The organism is Tepidibacter aestuarii, from assembly GCF_934924865.1.
Lineage (GTDB): Bacteria > Bacillota > Clostridia > Peptostreptococcales > Peptostreptococcaceae > Tepidibacter_A > Tepidibacter_A aestuarii.
Window position 1 is genome coordinate 1,072,480 of sequence record NZ_OW235315.1, and the last position, 17,441, is coordinate 1,089,920.

Genomic DNA, 17,441 nt, shown 5'->3' on the forward strand with positions numbered 1-17,441 from the left:
GTTTTTTTTGGTGAAATTTAAAGGAGAGAATAAAATGAAAAGTAGTAGAGAAGTAGCGCTTAATGCTATATATGATATAGAAAATAATGGATTATACTCTAATTTAGGAGTTAATAAACATTTAAGAGAGAGTAATCTCAAAGATATGGATAGAGGATTTTGTACAGAACTTATATACGGTGTTACTGAAAATAAGTACTTTTTAAACTATGTAATAAATAAATTTTCAAAGATAAAGGCTAAAAAGTTATCTCCACATGTTAGAAATATTCTTCAAATGGGAATATATCAGATATTATTTTTAGACAGTACAAAGGATTTTGCAGCTGTAAACGAAAGTGTAAATTTATCTAAAAAGTACTGTAAAAAGGCATCAGGATTTGTAAATGGAGTACTTAGAAATGTTGTTAGAAATCAAACTGACATAAAATACCCTGACAAAAACGAAGATATAGTAAAGTATCTATCTATAAAGTACTCTTATGAAGAATGGATTATTAAGAACTGGATAGATAAATTTGGACAAGATTTCACTGAGGAACTTGTTGAAGAAAATAATGAGAAGCCAGATCTATATTTAAGAACTAATGAACTTAAAATATCAAGAGAAGATTTAATCAAAAAGCTAGAAGAACAAGGTGTGGAATGTGAAGCGGTTAAATTAGTTAAAGAAGCTATAAAAGTAAAGAGCCTTAAAAATATAGAAAATAACGAACTATATAAAAGGGGATATTTTCAAATTCAAGATATAAGTTCCATGATAATAGGTCATGTTATAAATCCTAGAGAAAATGATAATATATTAGATGTATGTTCAGCACCAGGAGGGAAGACTACTCATTTAGCTACTTTAATGGAGAACAAAGGAAAAGTTATAGCAAGAGATATATTTGATCACAAATTAAAGCTTATAAAAGAAAATACAAAAAGACTTGGGCTTAGTAATGTAGATATTCAAAAATTTGATGCTACAGAGTTTGATGAGGAGAGTTTAGAAAAATTTGAAACAGTACTAGTAGATGCCCCTTGCTCTGGATTTGGTATAATAAGAAGAAAACCAGAAATAAAATATAAAAGGAAGAAGGAATTAGAAGGGATACCTCAAATTCAGAAAACGATACTTCAAAATAGCTCTAAATATGTAAAAAAAGGTGGATTATTAATATATAGTACATGTACAATAGAAGATAGAGAAAACATAGATATAGTAAGTGAATTTTTAAAACTAAATGGTAATTTTGAGCTTGAACCAATAACAAATGTAAATGTTGATTTAGAAAATCAAGAAAATGGATATATAAAGCTATATCCTAATGTACACGGTATGGATGGATTTTTTATAGCTAAATTAAGAAGGATGAGGTAGTGATTTAAATGGACAAGGTATGTTTAAAGTCTTTGACTGAAAATGATATGAAGGAGTTTATGAAGGAAATAGGAGAAAAACCGTTTAGGGCAAATCAAATTTTTAGCTGGATATATAAAGAAATAGACTCTATAGATGATATGAGTAATATTTCTAAAGACTTAAGAAAAAAATTATCAGAAAAATCAAAGCTTGGAAAACTAGAAATATACAAAAAATTTGAATCTAAAATAGATGGGACTATAAAATATCTGTTTGCACTTGAAGATGGAAATATAATAGAGAGTGTTATGATGAAGTATGAGCACGGAGTATCTGTTTGTATATCAACTCAAGTAGGTTGTAGAATGGGATGTAATTTCTGTGCGTCTACAATAGATGGCTTGGAAAGGAATTTACATCCTTGGGAGATATTGGATCAAGTTCTTCAAATTCAAAAAGATATTAAAACTAGAGTATCAAACATTGTATTAATGGGAAGCGGAGAACCTTTTGATAATTTCGAAAATGTAAAAAAGTTTTTAGAAATAGTAAACGAGAAAAATGGTCTCAATATAGGGTATAGACATATAACTCTTTCTACTTGTGGTATAGTACCCAAGATATATGAACTTGCTGATATGAAGATTCCTATAAATTTAGCTATATCACTTCATGCAGCAGATGAAAATATTAGAAGAGAAATAATGCCAATAGCAAAATCGTATACCATTGATGAAATTATTAAGGCCTGCAAGTATTATATACAAAAAACTAATAGAAGAATTACATTTGAATATTCACTTATAAAGGGAGTCAATGATAAAAAAGAAGATGTAAAGCTTTTAGGCAATAAATTAAAAGGAATTCTATGTCATGTGAATTTAATACCTATAAATAAAGTTGAAGAAAGAAGTTATGAAAAACCAGATAAAAATTATGTGTATAAATTCAAAGAGAACTTGAAACAAGCCGGAATTAATTGTACTATAAGAAGAGAAATGGGAAGCGATATTAAGGGTGCTTGTGGGCAATTGAGAAGAAAGCATTTAAATAAAGATGAAAAATAAGAAGATCAAACTGTAGGGTCCTTTGATTGGGGTGTGATTTTATGAAGTATCATATTTTATCTGATATAGGAAATAAGAGAAAACAAAATGAAGATTTTTGTGGCTATGAGATAATAGAACACGATAATCAAAAAATAGCTATATTTACCATAGCAGACGGAATGGGTGGTCATAAAAAAGGAGAAGTAGCTAGTAAATTGGCGGTAGAAAACATACTGTACTTTTTGAAAAAGAATTTAGTGAACGTGAATTTCAATAATTATATAGAAGTTAAATCTGTATTAAGGCAGGCTTATAAATATGCTAATACTATAGTATACAAAACATCTTTATACGAAGAAGAATACAAGGGTATGGGAACTACGCTTACTACTGCTGTAATTCATAAAAACGATTTGTATATAGCAAATATTGGAGATAGCAGGTGTTATTTATTTACTGATAACGACATTAAAAAAGTTACAAAGGACAATTCACTAGTTCAAGAACTTCTAGATGAAGGTGCGATAACAGAGAATGAGGCTCTTACTCATCCTCAAAGAAACGTAATAACAAGAGCAATAGGTACAGATGAATTTATAAAAATAGATTTTTATAAGGAAATACTAGAAAAAGATAATAAAATAATACTGGCAACTGATGGTCTTACAAATTCAGTAACTATAAATGATATGAATAATATATTAATAAGTGATGGCGATTTAGAAAAATGCTGTAGTAAAATGATCGATATGGCAAAGCAAAATGGAAGTAAAGATAATATATCGGTTATATGCATAACAATTTAAACAGAGAGTTGGTGATACAGTTTATGAAGAAGATGCTTAATGATAGGTATGAAATATTAGATAAAATAGGCGATGGAGGAATGGCATTTGTATATAAAGCTAGATGTACTATTTTAAATAGAATTGTAGCTATCAAAGTTTTAAGACCCGAATTTAGCAATGATGAAGAATTTCTTTTAAAGTTTAAAAACGAAGCATTGGCATCAGCAGGGCTTACTCATCCTAATATTGTCAATATATACGATGTAGGACAAGATGAAGAGATAAACTATATAGTAATGGAATATGTAGATGGCATGAACCTTAAAGACTTGATAAAGAAAAAAGGAGCACTAGACTATTCTTATGCACTTGATATAATGAAGCAAATAGCCATGGCTTTAAATCAAGCACATAAAAATGGGATAGTACATAGAGACATAAAGCCTCATAATATATTAATATCAGAAGACAATGTAGCAAAGGTTGCGGATTTTGGTATAGCAAAAGCTACTACGAGCTCAACTATAACTGTAGTTGGAAATGTAATAGGATCTGTACATTATTTTTCTCCTGAACAAGCCAGAGGTGGATATATAGATAAAACATCGGATCTTTATTCACTTGGTATAGTTCTTTATGAAATGTTAACAGGAAAGGTACCTTTCAAAGGAGATACCCCTGTAAATATAGCCCTAAAACACATAAATGAAGATATAGATTTCGAGAAGGATATACCTGATGGTATACCCAAGGATATAAAAGGATTATTGTATAAGTTAACTCAAAAAAAACAATCGGATAGATACCAAAGTGCATATGAATTAATAAGCGATATACAGCATATAGAGAATGATATAGAACTTGATTTTGAGGAAGATTATGAGCTTTATCATACACAAAAATTAAACTCTTTAAATGAAGAATTAAAAACTAATATACCTAAAGAACTTAAAGAAGAAGGTGTTAATACGAATATGAGAAAGAAGTCTAAAAAGAAAATCAGCAACAAAAAAAAGATGACTATTTTAGGTATTTTGTTGGCACTTGTAATGTCTCTTTCAATTGCGTTTCTGGCATATAATTTGAAGGATTTATTTACTACAAAAAATTATGAAATGCCAGATTTTGAAAATGCTACACTAGAAGATGCCACTAGTAGACTTGAAGCAATCGGTGTTAGTGTTCAAGTTAGAAAAGAGTCATATGATTCATCAGTAGAAAAAAATCATATAATAAGCCAAATTCCAGCGGCAAAAAGTTCAATTAGAAAGGGACAGACAGTTAAATTTGATGTAAGTAAGGGTGGAGAGCCTGTAACTGTTCCTAATTTAGTTAGAAAAACACTTGATGGTGCAGAGGATATACTAAAAGAAAATGATTTAAAAGAAGGCGTTATAGACTATGAATTTAGCTCGTTACCTGAAGGAACTATAATAAGTCAAAAACCAAGAGCATTTACAGAAGTAGAGCAAGGAACCGGTATAGACTTTATAGTGAGTAAGGGAGAAGAAGTGAAATTGATTAAGGTACCAAATGTAGTTGGGAAAACATTAGAAGATGCTAGAATATTGCTAGTTGAGCTAGGAATAGGAAAGGTACACTATAAAGAAGATAAGGATGAAAAAGAAGGCGTTATACTTAGCCAGACGCTAAAAGCAGGGCAATATGTAGAAGAAGGTAAAAAAATAGACTTAACAGTGAATGAGTATACAGAAGAAGAGGAAGTAGTAGAAGAGCCTTCTAAGAAAATTATAGAAAAGCAAATATCATTTGCATTACCAGAAGAAGAAGAGACTGTAAAGGTTCTGATAAAAGAGAAAGAAAAAAATAGTTCAAAGGTTGTATATGATAAAACAATAAATATACAAGAATCAGGAAATATGATATCAGTTCCTATTGAAGGTTATGAAGGAGAAACAAAAGAATATGAGATATATGTAGATGATGCTTTTTATGGCAAGACAACGGCTGAATTTAAATAGAAGGAGAAAATTATGCGAAATGGTAGAATAATAAAGGGAATAGGTGGTTTTTATTATATAGATACAAGTGATGGTATATATGAATGTAAGGCTAGAGGTATATTCAGAAAGAAGAAGGTAACTCCACTTGTAGGTGATATGGTAGACATATCTGTAGTAAATGAAGAAGAAAAAAAAGGAGTAATAGAGGACATTAAAAAAAGAGAAAGTGAATTGATAAGACCTCCTATAGCTAATATAAATAAGGCTATAATAGTATTTAGTATCAAAAATCCACAACCTCACTTTTCGCTTTTAGATAGATTTATAGTTTTAGCTGAAAAAGAAGGCTTAGAGGTAATTATAGTTATTAGTAAAATAGATTTAGATGAAGAGCAAGAATGTGAAAATGTAAAAAGAATATACAATAATGCAGGATATAAAGTAATACCTATAAGTACAAAAAAAGATATCAACATACAACTTGTAAAAGAAGAACTAAAAGATAGTATAGTAGTATTTGCTGGACCATCTGGAGTTGGAAAATCAAGTCTTTTAAATAAGATCGATTCAAATCTAAGTCTTGAAACTGGAAGTATAAGTGAAAAAATAAAGAGAGGAAAGCATACAACAAGATATGCACAACTTTTAAAGTTAGAAGATGGTGGTATGGTTGCCGATACACCTGGATTTAGTTCTTTAACGCTAGACTCTATAGAGCCACAAGACTTAAAGGATTATTTTATAGAATTTGATGATTACGCTGATGATTGTAAGTTTTATAGAAACTGTCTGCATGAGAATGAGCCAAACTGTGCAGTTAAGGATGCTCTTGAAGAAGGAAAGATAACTACTCAAAGATATGAAAGTTACTTACAACTATTAAACGAAATAAGAAAAAAAAATAGGAGGTACTAAACATGATAAAATTAGCCCCATCAATACTTTCGGCAGATTTTGCAAGATTATTAGAGGATATTAAAAAGGTAGAAAATGCAGGATGTGAGTACTTGCATATAGATGTAATGGATGGACACTTTGTGCCTAATATTACATTAGGACCTGGTATAGTAAAAAGCTTAAGAAAAGATGTAAATATGCTGTTTGATGTTCATCTTATGATTGAAAATCCTGACAATTATATACAAGACTTTGTAAATGCTGGTGCAGATATAATAACAGTACATCAAGAAGCATGTACACACCTTCATAGAACAGTACAAAATATAAAATCAATGGGTGTTAAGGCTTGTGTATCGTTAAATCCTGCAACTCCTGTTGAAACTATAAAGCATGTTATAGATGAACTTGATATGGTTCTTATAATGACTGTTAACCCTGGCTTTGGAGGTCAATCTTTTATAGAAGGTATGGTTGATAAAATAAAAGAGGTTAGAGCACTTGCTAATGAGAGAAATCTTAACATTGAAATACAAGTTGATGGAGGAATGAAGCCAAGCAATGTTCATAAAGCAGTAGAAGCTGGAGCAAATGTTATTGTTGCAGGATCTGCTATATTTGGAAGTGATGATATAAATAAGACTGTACAAGAGTTTAGATCAAACTCAGTACTTTAGGAAGTGATATATTGAAGTCTTTAATAATAGCAAATGGAAGTATGGATGATTATGATTTTTATGAAAGTATAATAAATAGCTACGACTGTATAATATGCGCAGACGGAGCCTCGAATCATGCATACAATATGAATATAAATCCTGATATTATAATAGGAGATCTGGACTCTATAAGTGATAAAGTAAAAAAATACTTTATAGATAAGAATATAGAATTTAACAAATTTCCATCTAAAAAAGACAAAACAGATACAGAAATATGTATAGACTATGCTATAGATATAGGATCAAAAGAAATAGACTTTATAGGGGTTTTAGGAAGTCGTATGGACCATTCTCTTGCCAATATAAATCTTTTATACTCTCTTTTGAAAAAAGGTATTAAATCGAGAATAATAAATGAAAACAACGAGATATATATGACCGATAACAAAATACAAATTACAGGCAAAAAAGGAGATATTGTATCTGTAATACCTATACACTCAGATGCATTAGGAGTTACCTTAAAGGGCCTTGAATATCCTCTTGAAGACTATGATTTAGAATTTGGTATATCACTAGGTATATCGAATGTCCTAGTAGATGATAAATGCGAAATAAGTATTAAAAGTGGATGTGTGTTGGTTATAAAAGCTAGAGATTAATAATTAAATATACTTAAGTATAAAAAAGGGCAGGGAGCAAAACAGCATAACAAAATTATGCTATATTAATCCTTGTCCTTTTTCATGACTAAAATTTCTAATTTTAATAAAATATGCTTCTTATCTTTAAAACTGGCTCTAAAATAATCTCTATTTTATAGGATTTATTTTCAGGATATATAATTAAAGTATTTTCATTTTTTTCAATATTTTTTACAACAGAACTATGAACTCCAATATACTCATTATCTTTATATTTACCTATGCTTATAGTTTGATCTGAATAACAAAAATCTAAAATTAAACTATCCTTAAGTAAATCTTCATCCCACTTTTCAATTGATGTAGTATCTACAACTAGTTTACTATCTATATTTTTTAATATATAGTGAGTTACTCCATCTAAATCAATTTCGGCCTTTGGAGTATTTAAGAGTTCTGAAATTAAATCATCAAAATCCTTTCTATTTAAATATTGACTAACTGAAATTATACACTTATATTCTAAAATGATAGCTATTTCTAAAATTCTATTATTTTTATTAGATACAAAAGTAAGTGTTTTATACTGTATTTCTTTATCATCGCAATTCATATAATTATCGTATTCTGTTTTTATATCATCAAATCCAAAGTTTACATATTCAGTAGTACAAATTCCTTTTTCATAAAACTCTAAAGTTACAAAGCTTGAATTATCTTTTTTAAAAAAATTAATATAAATACCATCATTAATATAAAAATTATCTTTTTTATCATAATTTAAAATACAATAAATTTCTTTCTCTTTATTTTCAACTACTATGTAACTTTCATCTTTTAATATACAATCTTTATCCAGACTAAAAAAATTAGCAATTGTTTGATTAAATCTATCCATTGCATTTCTCCTTTATTATTTTCTTTTTATTATATCAACATATTCTTAAAAAAATCTTAAAAATTTTATATTAATAAAAATGATATGTTACAAAATGAATCGAATTTTTTGTGTCAATTTTATATAAACTTGAATACACTATATATATGAAGAATTAATGAGGTGGGTGCAATGAGAAGGTGTACAAAACATTTAGTAGGTTTAATATGTATAGCAGTAGGGCTTAGCATTATTTTATCTCTAGTTTTGCCGAATTGGCTATGGATGAGTTGTTTTGCAACAGTGCTTATTATTACAGGCTGTATTTGCTTTAAATAGGGGGTATATATTATGAAAATAGTGGCTATAAAGCTACCTAAGTTTTTATCAGCAATAGTAAAATTCTTTATAAGAAAGAAATAAACAAAAAACCATTTTATAATGGTTTTTTGTATGTAGGGAAATAATTTATGTATAAAATTTATAAGTTAATGACTGTATTAAGTATAGTTATGTTGGTAATAAATAGGATTATATGTTAGAATTAATCTAAAAAACACTCGGAGGGGCAGATAGACAGATGATAAAAGATAACAAAAAATTTATAGAAAAGTATGCAATAGTACTGATTGGATTGCTAATATTGGGTTTTGTGTATATAAATACAGCGAGCATATCAAATGGTTTTAGCAAGATATTCGGTATATTAAAGCCGTTTTTTATAGCTTTTTTTATAGCTTATATATTCAACTCGATAATAGTGTTTTTAAAAGAAAGGTTTAAACTGAAAAATGGAATGGCTATACTTATAGTATATAGTGTTTTTATACTTATAATGGTAATTATGATTGTAATAGGTATACCTATAGTCGTTAAAAGTATAGTACAAATAATTAATGAAACGCCTAATCATGCAGACGATATGATTGAATTTGTACAAAACAATGTGCTTAATTTTGCAAAAAATATAGATATTAATATATTAAATGAGATTGAAAAATATGTAGATAATAATTTTATAGGAAATCTGCAAAAAATTTCTAAGGGAATTAATTATTTTTTAAATAGTTTTTTGGTATTTATAACAAATATAGGGTCAGCTGTGGTAACTATATCTTTTAGTTTAATAATATCTATTTATATGCTAATTGAAAAAAAATCTTTAAAATCACTTGGATGTAGAATTCTAAAAAAAATCTTAAAAGAGGATAAAAGTATTAAGTTCATAGAATTTAGTAAAAAAGCAAATGTTATATTTTCGAAGTTTTTAACGGGCCTTATAGTTCAAGCTTCTATACTAGGAACTTTATGTTTTATAGGATTTTTGATTTTAAAAGTAAAATATGCGCTTTTATTATCGGTTATAATAGCTTGTACGAATGTAATACCGTACATAGGACCTTTTATAGGTGCAACACCTGCTGTTTTGGTTACGCTTTTCTATGCTCCTATGAAGGCGTTGTGGGTATGTGTGCTTATATTGATTCTTCAGCAAGTAGATGCAAATATAGTTGGACCTAAGATTATGGGGAATTATATAGGCTTATCTCCGTTTTGGATAATATTCACAATATCTATTGGAGGTGGATTTTTTGGGATAATGGGAATGATATTTTCAGTTCCAATAGCAGCTATAATAAAAATAATATTTAGTGAAATTGTTGAACTAGATAAATAAAATTAGCTTTATGCTAATTTATAGCTTATTTTAGTTTCTTTATCAATGTTATTTATAACTTGAAAATTATAATTTCTTTAGAAATAAAAAAAAGCCGAACAAAATTGTTCGGCTTTTTTATAAGAGATAAAGATTGCTTATACAACCAATCTCTATTATTAAACTAGACAGCTCTTTCTACGTTACCAGAACGTAAACATCTTGTACAAACGTTTAATCTCTTTGGACTACCATCAACTATAGCTCTAACTTTTCTTAAGTTTGGAGACCAAGTTCTTTTATTGTGACGGTTTGAGTGACTCACTGTATTACCAGAAACCTTACCTTTTCCGCAAACTGAACAAACTCTTGCCATGATTAACACCTCCTTCAAACCTTTATCATTGGCATTAAAAACATAATTATATTATCATATTAAGCTGACTTTTGCAAGCCAAATGTTATATTTGTATTGAATATATGAAACATATAATATAAAATATATTATACATATAACATGCAATAAAGTATATATAAATATAAAAAAAGATTAATAAAAAATATGATTATTTGTAGGGGGTAAAAAAATGAGTGGAACAATTGCTAATAAATATGGTAATATCTATATTGATAAAGAAGTTATAGCAAAAATTGCATCTCAAGTATCTACAGAGTGCTATGGAATAGTTGGATTTAGTTATAAATCTAAAGTAGATGGAATTGTTGAACTTTTAAAAAAGGAAAACATGAGTAATGGGGTTAAAGTTGAAATAGAAGAAGATACTGTTAGTATAGAATTATTTGTTATTATACAATATGGAACAAAAATATCTGTTGTAGCAGACAATATAATAGATAGAGTTAAATATACTGTGGAAAAAATGACCTCTCTTAAAGTGAGAAAAATAGATATAAATGTACAAGGAGTTAGGGTGAACAAATAGTTAGGAGGTAACAAGTTGAAAGTAGAATATATTAATGCAAAGCTCTTTAGGCAGATGGTATTATCAGGTGCGAATAATTTGCAAAATCACAAAGAGCTTGTAGATAAACTAAATGTATTTCCAGTACCAGATGGAGATACTGGGACGAATATGTCTCTTACTATACAAGCCGCTGTAAATGAAGTAATTAAGGACTCAAATAATACTATAAAAGAAATAGGAAAAGCAGCTTCTAAAGGATCTTTAATGGGAGCTAGAGGAAACTCTGGTGTTATATTATCTCAGCTTTTAAGAGGATTTGCAAAGTCTATAGAGGATAAGGATGAACTAGATACGACGGATTTAGCAAATGCTTTAAAAAATGGAGCAGATACTGCATATAAAGCTGTAATAAAACCTATAGAAGGAACTATACTTACAGTTGCAAGAGAAACTGGAGAGTTTGCCGTTAAGATAGCTCAAAAAGAAAAAGATATGAAGAAATTTATGGAAAAAGTATTAAAAGAATCTAACCGTTCTTTAGAAAATACTCCAAATCTTCTTAAGAATTTAAAAGAAGCTGGAGTTGTGGATTCAGGCGGAAAAGGATTAGTTTGTATACTAGAGGGAGCGTATAAAGCTTTTTTAGGAGAATTTGTAGAGAAAAATACAGGTTCTAATGAAGTCCAAGAAGTAAGTAAGAATTCAGAAATATCTACTGAGGATATTAAGTTTGCTTATTGTACTGAATTTATACTAGATACGGATAAGATAAGCTACAGTAAAATGAAGGATCTTATACAAGGACAGGGAGATAGCTTAATAGTTGTTGGAGATGATTCTTTAATAAAAGTTCATATACACACTAATAATCCAGGTTTTGTTTTACAAGAAGCTACAAAGTATGGACAATTAGATAAAATAAAAATAGAGAATATGAGAATTCAACATGAAAACATATTAATTAAAGAAGATATAAAAGAAGAACCTAAAGAGATGAAAGAATATGGATTTATATCTATAGCTATGGGATCTGGAATAACTTCAATATTTAAAGATTTTGGAGTGGATCACGTAATAGAGGGTGGACAAACTATGAACCCTAGTACGGAAGATTTTATACAGGCTATAGATAATATAAATGCAAAAAACATAATTATATTACCAAACAATAGTAATGTAATTATGGCTGCAAATCAGGCTAAAGAAATATCTGATAAGAATATAATAGTAATACCTTCTAAAACAACTCCACAAGGATTTTCGGCTTTACTTGCATTTAATCCTGAAGCAGATTCGGAGTCTAATCAAAAAGCTATGAAGTATGCTCTTGAAAATGTTAAAACAGGCCAAATAACATTTGCTGTAAGAGATACTAGCATGAATGATATAGACATAAAAGAAGGCGATATAATAGGTATAGGAGAAGGTAAGATACAAGAAGCGGGAAAAAATATAAAAGAGGTGACTCTATCTTTAATAGATAAATTAGTTGATGAGGACAGTGAGATTATAACTTTATTCTATGGTGAAGAATTAAGTGAAGATGATACTAATGAATTAAGAGAAGAGATAGAAGCAAAATATGATGACCTAGATGTAGAAGTTTACTGCGGAAATCAACCATTATACTATTATATAATTTCTGTAGAGTAAAAGTTTATATATTATTATTTCTAAGCCATGGATATTAAATCAATACCATGGCTTAAAAAATGGAATTTACAAGGTGATATATATGGATTTAAATAAAAGCTTACAATACATAAAGGGCATAGGGCCTAAAAAGTATAAAAAATTAAATAAACTTGGCATATACACAGTAAAGGATTTAATATACTATTTTCCAAGACAGTACGAAGACAGAAGCAAATTTAAGAAAATATTTAGTCTACAAAATGAAGAAAAAGTCTCTATAAGAGGAATTATTACAGGAATTGAGACTCAAGAGCCAAAAAAGAAGATGATTATAAATAAAATACAGGTAAGAGATGATACTGGTTATATAAAGCTTGTATTCTTTAATCAAAAGTATATAGTCAATAACTTTAAAGTAGGGGATAATATAGTTGCATATGGTAAGGTTAAAAAAGAATACGGAAAAACTGAAATATTAAACTGTGAGATAGAATTTGATACAAAACATGCAAATTCAATAGGAAAAATAGTTCCTATATATCCTTTGACCTATGGAGTTTCAAATAAAGAATTAATAAATGTAATAAACGGTGTATTAAAAAATGAAGACTTAAAAATAGACGAATATATTCCAAAAAATATTGTAGATAAAAATAAACTATGTGGTTTAAATTTTGCTATAAAAAATATTCACAATCCACAAAACCTACAAAGTTTGAAGGTTGCCTTATACAGGCTTGTGTATGAGGAGTTCTTAATACTTCAATTAGGATTATTATACTTAAAAAGTGGAGTAGTAGATAAAGAGGGAATAAAATTTGAGAAAAAGGATAAACTTGAAGAAATTATAACATCCCTTCCGTTTTCACTTACTAATGCTCAAAGAAGATCTCTTGACGATATACTAAACGATATGAATTCTAATAAGGTCATGAATAGACTTGTTCAAGGAGACGTAGGATCTGGAAAAACAGTAGTAGCTCTTTTAAGCCTTGCAAATTCAGTTTTAAATTCATATCAAGCAGCTATGATGGCTCCAACTGAAATATTAGCAGAACAACACTTTAATTCACTCAATGAAATATTATCTAAATTCGATATAAATATAGGTCTACTTGTAGGAAGTCTAACTAAAAAGCAGAAAATGGATGTTCTAAGAAAGACTAAAGAAGGTGAGATAGATATATTAATAGGAACGCATGCTCTTATAGAGGATGGAGTTGAATTTAAAAAGTTGGGAATGGTTATAACAGATGAACAACATAGATTTGGTGTAAGGCAGAGAAATAAATTATCCGAAAAAGGAGACAACCCCGACATACTAGTTATGACTGCAACGCCTATACCTAGAACTTTGGCACTTATACTTTATGGTGACCTGGATATATCTATAATAGATGAGCTTCCTCCTGGAAGACAGATTATAGATACATTTGCTATTCCTAAAGAAAAAAGACTTAAAGCATATAATTTTGTCAGAAGTCAGATAGAACTTGGAAGGCAGGTTTATATAGTATGTCCTCTAGTTGAAGAATCAGAAGTAATAAAGGCAAAGGCAGCAGTTGATTTGTTGGAGGAGTTAAAAACTGAACACTTTTCAGATTTAAAACTAGAGCTTTTACATGGAAAAATGAAAGCCTGTGATAAAGATGAAATAATGAAAAAATTCAAAAATGGAGAAGTTGATATACTAGTATCAACAACCGTTATAGAGGTTGGGGTAAATGTTCCAAATGCTACACTTATGATTATAGAAAATGCTGAAAGATTTGGGTTAGCACAGCTACATCAGCTAAGAGGACGAGTTGGAAGAGGAGAATATAAGTCTTACTGTATACTTATATATGGATCAAAGAATGAAGTTACATTCGAGAGAATGAAAACCATGGAACAAACAACAGATGGGTTTAAAATATCTGAGAAGGATTTAGAAATAAGAGGACCTGGAGAATTTTTTGGAACAAGACAACATGGTCTTCCAGAACTAAAGATAGCTAACATATTTAAGCATATTAAAATACTAAAAGAAGCACAAAGAGAAGCACAAATTATAATAGAAGAAGATGAAAAATTAAACCTTAATAAAAACAAAGAACTCAAGAAAGAAATAATAAATAGATTTGAGGAAAAATTAAACGATATAACATTAAATTAAAAAGGAGGATTTATATGAGAGTTATTTCTGGGAGTGCTAGAGGATTAAAGCTTAAATCTCCAAAAAATATGGATGTAAGACCTACTACCGATAGAGTGAAAGAATCTTTATTTAATATTATAAGTGATAGAGTTATGGAAAGTTTTGTTTTAGACCTATTCTCTGGAACAGGATCACTTGGTATAGAGGCTCTATCAAGAGGAGCTGAAAGAGCTACATTTGTGGATGCAAGCAAATCTAGTATGGATATAATAAAAGAGAATATACAAAAGGCTAGAGTTAATGATAGAAGTGAATTGATTTTGTCAGATAGTATAAGTGCTGTAAATAAATTAGGTGTTAGAAGAGATAAATTTGATATAATATTTATGGATCCACCATATTTAAAAAACTTTATAGAAAAAACATTGGTAGAAATAAGTAAAAGAGAAATATTAGAGGAAGATGGAATAATAATAGTAGAGCATGATATAAAGGATGAAGTAAAAGACAATATAGAAAAACTTGAAAAATATAGAGAAAAAAAATACGGGAACACAATGATTTCGTTTTTTGCTTGGGAGGATTAAAATGAAAAAAATAGCAGTATATCCAGGAAGCTTCGATCCAATAACTAATGGACATTTAGATATAATAAAAAGAGCATCTAAACTATTTGATAAATTGATAGTATCTGTTTTATACAACTCTAGTAAAAATTCTCTATTCACATTTGAGGAAAGAGTTGAACTTTTAAAAGAGGTTGTTAAAGATCTAGACAATGTAGAGGTAGATTGCTTTACAGGTCTTTTAATTGATTATTGTAATGATAAAAAGGTTAATGCTATAATAAGAGGATTAAGAGCTGTTTCAGATTTTGAATATGAGCTTCAAATGGCTCAGATGAATAGGCAGTTAAATCAAAATATAGAAACTGTAATACTTACAACTAGTACAAAATACTCTTTTATAAGCTCTTCTCTAATAAAAGAAGTAGCAAAGTTTAAAGGAGATATATCGGAATTAGTTCCAAATAATGTATCTGAAGAGGTATATAAAAAATTACATGGGGGGGATTAATATTGGAACTATTAAAATTAATAGAAGAAATAGAAGATTTAGTAGAAGAAAGTTCTGGAATTCCATTTGGAAATAAGGTTTTTGTAGATAAAAAACACTTTTTAGAAATAATAAAAGAAATAAGACTTCAATTGCCTGATGAAATAAAACAAGCAGAATGGATAAATACAGAAAGACAAAGAATACTAGCAGAAGCTCAACAAGAGGCAGATGCAATAGTTGAAAATACTAAATCTTATGTTCAAGAACAGGTTGAAGAGAGTGAAGTTACAAAAGAAGCCCAAAAACAAGCTGAGCAAATAATCCAGCAAGCTCAAAATACTTCTAAAGAAATAAGAAGAGGTGCAAAAGAGTATGCGGATAACATACTTGGAAAAGTTCAAGCAGATTTAGGAAAGATAGCGGAGGTTATAGCCGCTAATAGAGAAGAATTAAAATAGAGAAGAGTAGAAAATTATATAGCGATTAAGAAAGAATGAAAATGATGGTTATTAAAATATCGTTACTTGGATTAATGTTTTAATAACCATCATTTTTAAAATAAAGATTTTTTACTTGATTTTGAATATCTATCATTAGCATATGAAAGTATATATACTATTAAAATAAATGCGAAAAATAAATTATTATTAAAAGGCATATTATTAAATATTTTATCAACATATATATCATAATAAATAGAATTATTAAAAGTTTGTATATCTAAACTGTTTTTGAATATAGGGTAAAGGATATAACAAAATAGAAATGAATTAATACCATGTAAAAATTTACTAAAGATATAAATCGGTATATTTATATCTGAGTGAGATAAAAAGTTACAACATTGAGCAAGTATTGATATTCCACTAAAAGATATTATAAATGTACAAAGAGATATTTTAAATATTAAAGAAGGTCCACTAACTAATGATACATTGTTGCATCCTATTGTTATCTCGAATAGTCCACTTATAAATGCTTGAATAATTTCAATTGATATATCAAATGGACGAAGTAATACAAATAATATAGAACTTATAAAATTTATGAATTTCAACAAAGTAAGTATTTTGAATAATACAGAAAATACTATAACAAATCCACATACTACTAGTATTGTATTTATTCCATTTCTAACTGAATCTCCGAATATAGAATAAAATCCCTTTTCTTCCTTTTCATAAAATATTATTTTTTTTAATCTAGTCAGTATACTCATGTTGTTATTACAATGATTAATATCTGATGAAGTGTTGTAAAATCTAAATAGCATACCGACGCTCAATGCTCCGATATAGTGACATAAGAGTATGAAGTAGCCTATTTTAGAATTATTAAACATACCTATTCCAACGGATCCCACCATGAATAAGGGCCCTGATGTAGAACAAAATGAGGCTAATCTTTGAGCTTCTATTTTAGATATTTCATTGTTTTGTCTAAGATTTGATGTAAGCTTTGAGCCTATGGGGTATCCAGAAAGTATAGATATAACAAATATCAATGAACTTTTGCCTGGTACATTAAATAGTATTCTAGACGGTTTTTCTAAAAATACGCCCATAATATCTATAATTTTTAAATTTATCAATAGATTAGCCCCTATTAAAAAAGGGAGAAGTGATGGAATTAATATATTAGTACATATATTCATTCCTACTCGTGCAGACTCTATAGACTCGTGAGGAAATATAGCTATACTTAGTATAAAAGATAGAACTATTATTCCGGGGAGTACAGATCTTAGCAATCTTGAATTTTTCATATAAACGCCTCCAAAATATTAATCTAAGATAAT

The 17,441-nt window shown here is 28.6% G+C and carries 18 protein-coding genes; 15 read left to right on the top strand and 3 right to left on the bottom strand.

Annotated elements, in window-relative coordinates; genetic code table 11:
- The first annotated feature begins 34 nt into the window (after nt 1–34).
- From rsmB to M2214_RS05155, 7 genes are read left to right on the top strand one after another with little or no spacing between them, the layout of a single operon-like run.
- A complete protein-coding gene (gene rsmB, locus M2214_RS05125; RefSeq protein ID WP_248483463.1) occupies nt 35–1,366 on the top strand; it encodes a 16S rRNA (cytosine(967)-C(5))-methyltransferase RsmB in 1,332 nt (443 codons plus the stop codon).
- Nucleotides 1,367–1,374: 8 nt separating this feature from the next.
- Nucleotides 1,375–2,415, top strand: coding sequence for a 23S rRNA (adenine(2503)-C(2))-methyltransferase RlmN (gene rlmN, locus M2214_RS05130; protein WP_248483465.1), 1,041 nt, complete (start codon nt 1,375–1,377; stop codon nt 2,413–2,415).
- Between the two features lie 41 nt (nt 2,416–2,456).
- Nucleotides 2,457–3,203 carry a Stp1/IreP family PP2C-type Ser/Thr phosphatase gene (locus tag M2214_RS05135; RefSeq protein ID WP_248483467.1) on the top strand — a complete coding sequence of 249 codons (747 nt, stop codon included), beginning with the start codon at nt 2,457–2,459 and terminating at the stop codon, nt 3,201–3,203.
- 23 nt (nt 3,204–3,226) lie between these two features.
- A complete protein-coding gene (pknB, locus tag M2214_RS05140; RefSeq protein WP_248483469.1) occupies nt 3,227–5,167 on the top strand; it encodes a Stk1 family PASTA domain-containing Ser/Thr kinase in 1,941 nt (646 codons plus the stop codon).
- A gap of 12 nt (nt 5,168–5,179) precedes the next feature.
- Entirely contained in the window at nt 5,180–6,064 is an 885-nt protein-coding gene (gene rsgA / locus M2214_RS05145) for a ribosome small subunit-dependent GTPase A (RefSeq protein WP_248483471.1), read from the top strand.
- Nucleotides 6,065–6,066: 2 nt separating this feature from the next.
- Nucleotides 6,067–6,723, top strand: coding sequence for a ribulose-phosphate 3-epimerase (gene rpe, locus M2214_RS05150; RefSeq protein WP_248483473.1), 657 nt, complete (start codon nt 6,067–6,069; stop codon nt 6,721–6,723).
- Between the two features lie 11 nt (nt 6,724–6,734).
- Nucleotides 6,735–7,370: a thiamine diphosphokinase gene (locus M2214_RS05155; RefSeq protein ID WP_248483475.1), complete on the top strand. Its 636-nt coding sequence runs from the start codon at nt 6,735–6,737 to the stop codon at nt 7,368–7,370.
- 103 nt (nt 7,371–7,473) lie between these two features.
- Here the strand turns inward: M2214_RS05155 and M2214_RS05160 are convergent, their stop codons facing one another.
- Complete coding sequence (locus M2214_RS05160; RefSeq protein WP_248483477.1) at nt 7,474–8,250, bottom strand: hypothetical protein; 777 nt, start codon at nt 8,248–8,250, stop codon at nt 7,474–7,476.
- A 171-nt stretch (nt 8,251–8,421) separates the two neighbouring features.
- On the opposite strand from M2214_RS05160, the gene M2214_RS05165 reads away from it, so the two are divergent.
- Nucleotides 8,422–8,568, top strand: coding sequence for a 2-oxoglutarate translocator (locus M2214_RS05165; protein WP_248483479.1), 147 nt, complete (start codon nt 8,422–8,424; stop codon nt 8,566–8,568).
- A gap of 241 nt (nt 8,569–8,809) precedes the next feature.
- The gene (locus M2214_RS05170) at nt 8,810–9,907 is read left to right on the top strand and encodes an AI-2E family transporter (protein WP_248483481.1); all 1,098 of its coding nucleotides are present in this window, start codon (nt 8,810–8,812) and stop codon (nt 9,905–9,907) included.
- A 163-nt stretch (nt 9,908–10,070) separates the two neighbouring features.
- Here the strand turns inward: M2214_RS05170 and rpmB are convergent, their stop codons facing one another.
- Complete coding sequence (gene rpmB / locus M2214_RS05175) at nt 10,071–10,262, bottom strand: 50S ribosomal protein L28 (RefSeq protein WP_248483483.1); 192 nt, start codon at nt 10,260–10,262, stop codon at nt 10,071–10,073.
- A gap of 211 nt (nt 10,263–10,473) precedes the next feature.
- Here rpmB and M2214_RS05180 point away from each other — a divergent pair, with 211 nt between their 5' ends.
- The 6 genes from M2214_RS05180 (at nt 10,474) to M2214_RS05205 (ending at nt 16,101) form a co-directional block, all read left to right on the top strand.
- On the top strand, nt 10,474–10,830 hold the full coding sequence (locus M2214_RS05180; RefSeq protein WP_248483485.1) for an Asp23/Gls24 family envelope stress response protein: 357 nt from the start codon (nt 10,474–10,476) through the stop codon (nt 10,828–10,830).
- Between the two features lie 54 nt (nt 10,831–10,884).
- Nucleotides 10,885–12,465 carry a DAK2 domain-containing protein gene (locus M2214_RS05185; protein WP_248484772.1) on the top strand — a complete coding sequence of 527 codons (1,581 nt, stop codon included), beginning with the start codon at nt 10,885–10,887 and terminating at the stop codon, nt 12,463–12,465.
- An 82-nt stretch (nt 12,466–12,547) separates the two neighbouring features.
- Complete coding sequence (gene recG, locus M2214_RS05190) at nt 12,548–14,602, top strand: ATP-dependent DNA helicase RecG (protein WP_248483487.1); 2,055 nt, start codon at nt 12,548–12,550, stop codon at nt 14,600–14,602.
- Nucleotides 14,603–14,616: 14 nt separating this feature from the next.
- Entirely contained in the window at nt 14,617–15,171 is a 555-nt protein-coding gene (rsmD, locus tag M2214_RS05195) for a 16S rRNA (guanine(966)-N(2))-methyltransferase RsmD (protein WP_248483489.1), read from the top strand.
- A 1-nt stretch (nt 15,172) separates the two neighbouring features.
- The gene (coaD, locus tag M2214_RS05200) at nt 15,173–15,661 is read left to right on the top strand and encodes a pantetheine-phosphate adenylyltransferase (RefSeq protein WP_248483491.1); all 489 of its coding nucleotides are present in this window, start codon (nt 15,173–15,175) and stop codon (nt 15,659–15,661) included.
- Nucleotides 15,662–15,663: 2 nt separating this feature from the next.
- Nucleotides 15,664–16,101, top strand: coding sequence for an ATPase (locus tag M2214_RS05205; RefSeq protein ID WP_248483494.1), 438 nt, complete (start codon nt 15,664–15,666; stop codon nt 16,099–16,101).
- Nucleotides 16,102–16,196: 95 nt separating this feature from the next.
- On the opposite strand, the gene M2214_RS05210 is transcribed toward M2214_RS05205, so the two are convergent.
- Nucleotides 16,197–17,408 (bottom strand): sporulation integral membrane protein YlbJ, encoded by a 1,212-nt coding sequence (locus M2214_RS05210; protein WP_248483496.1) that lies wholly within the window; start codon nt 17,406–17,408, stop codon nt 16,197–16,199.
- Nucleotides 17,409–17,441: the final 33 nt, after the last annotated feature.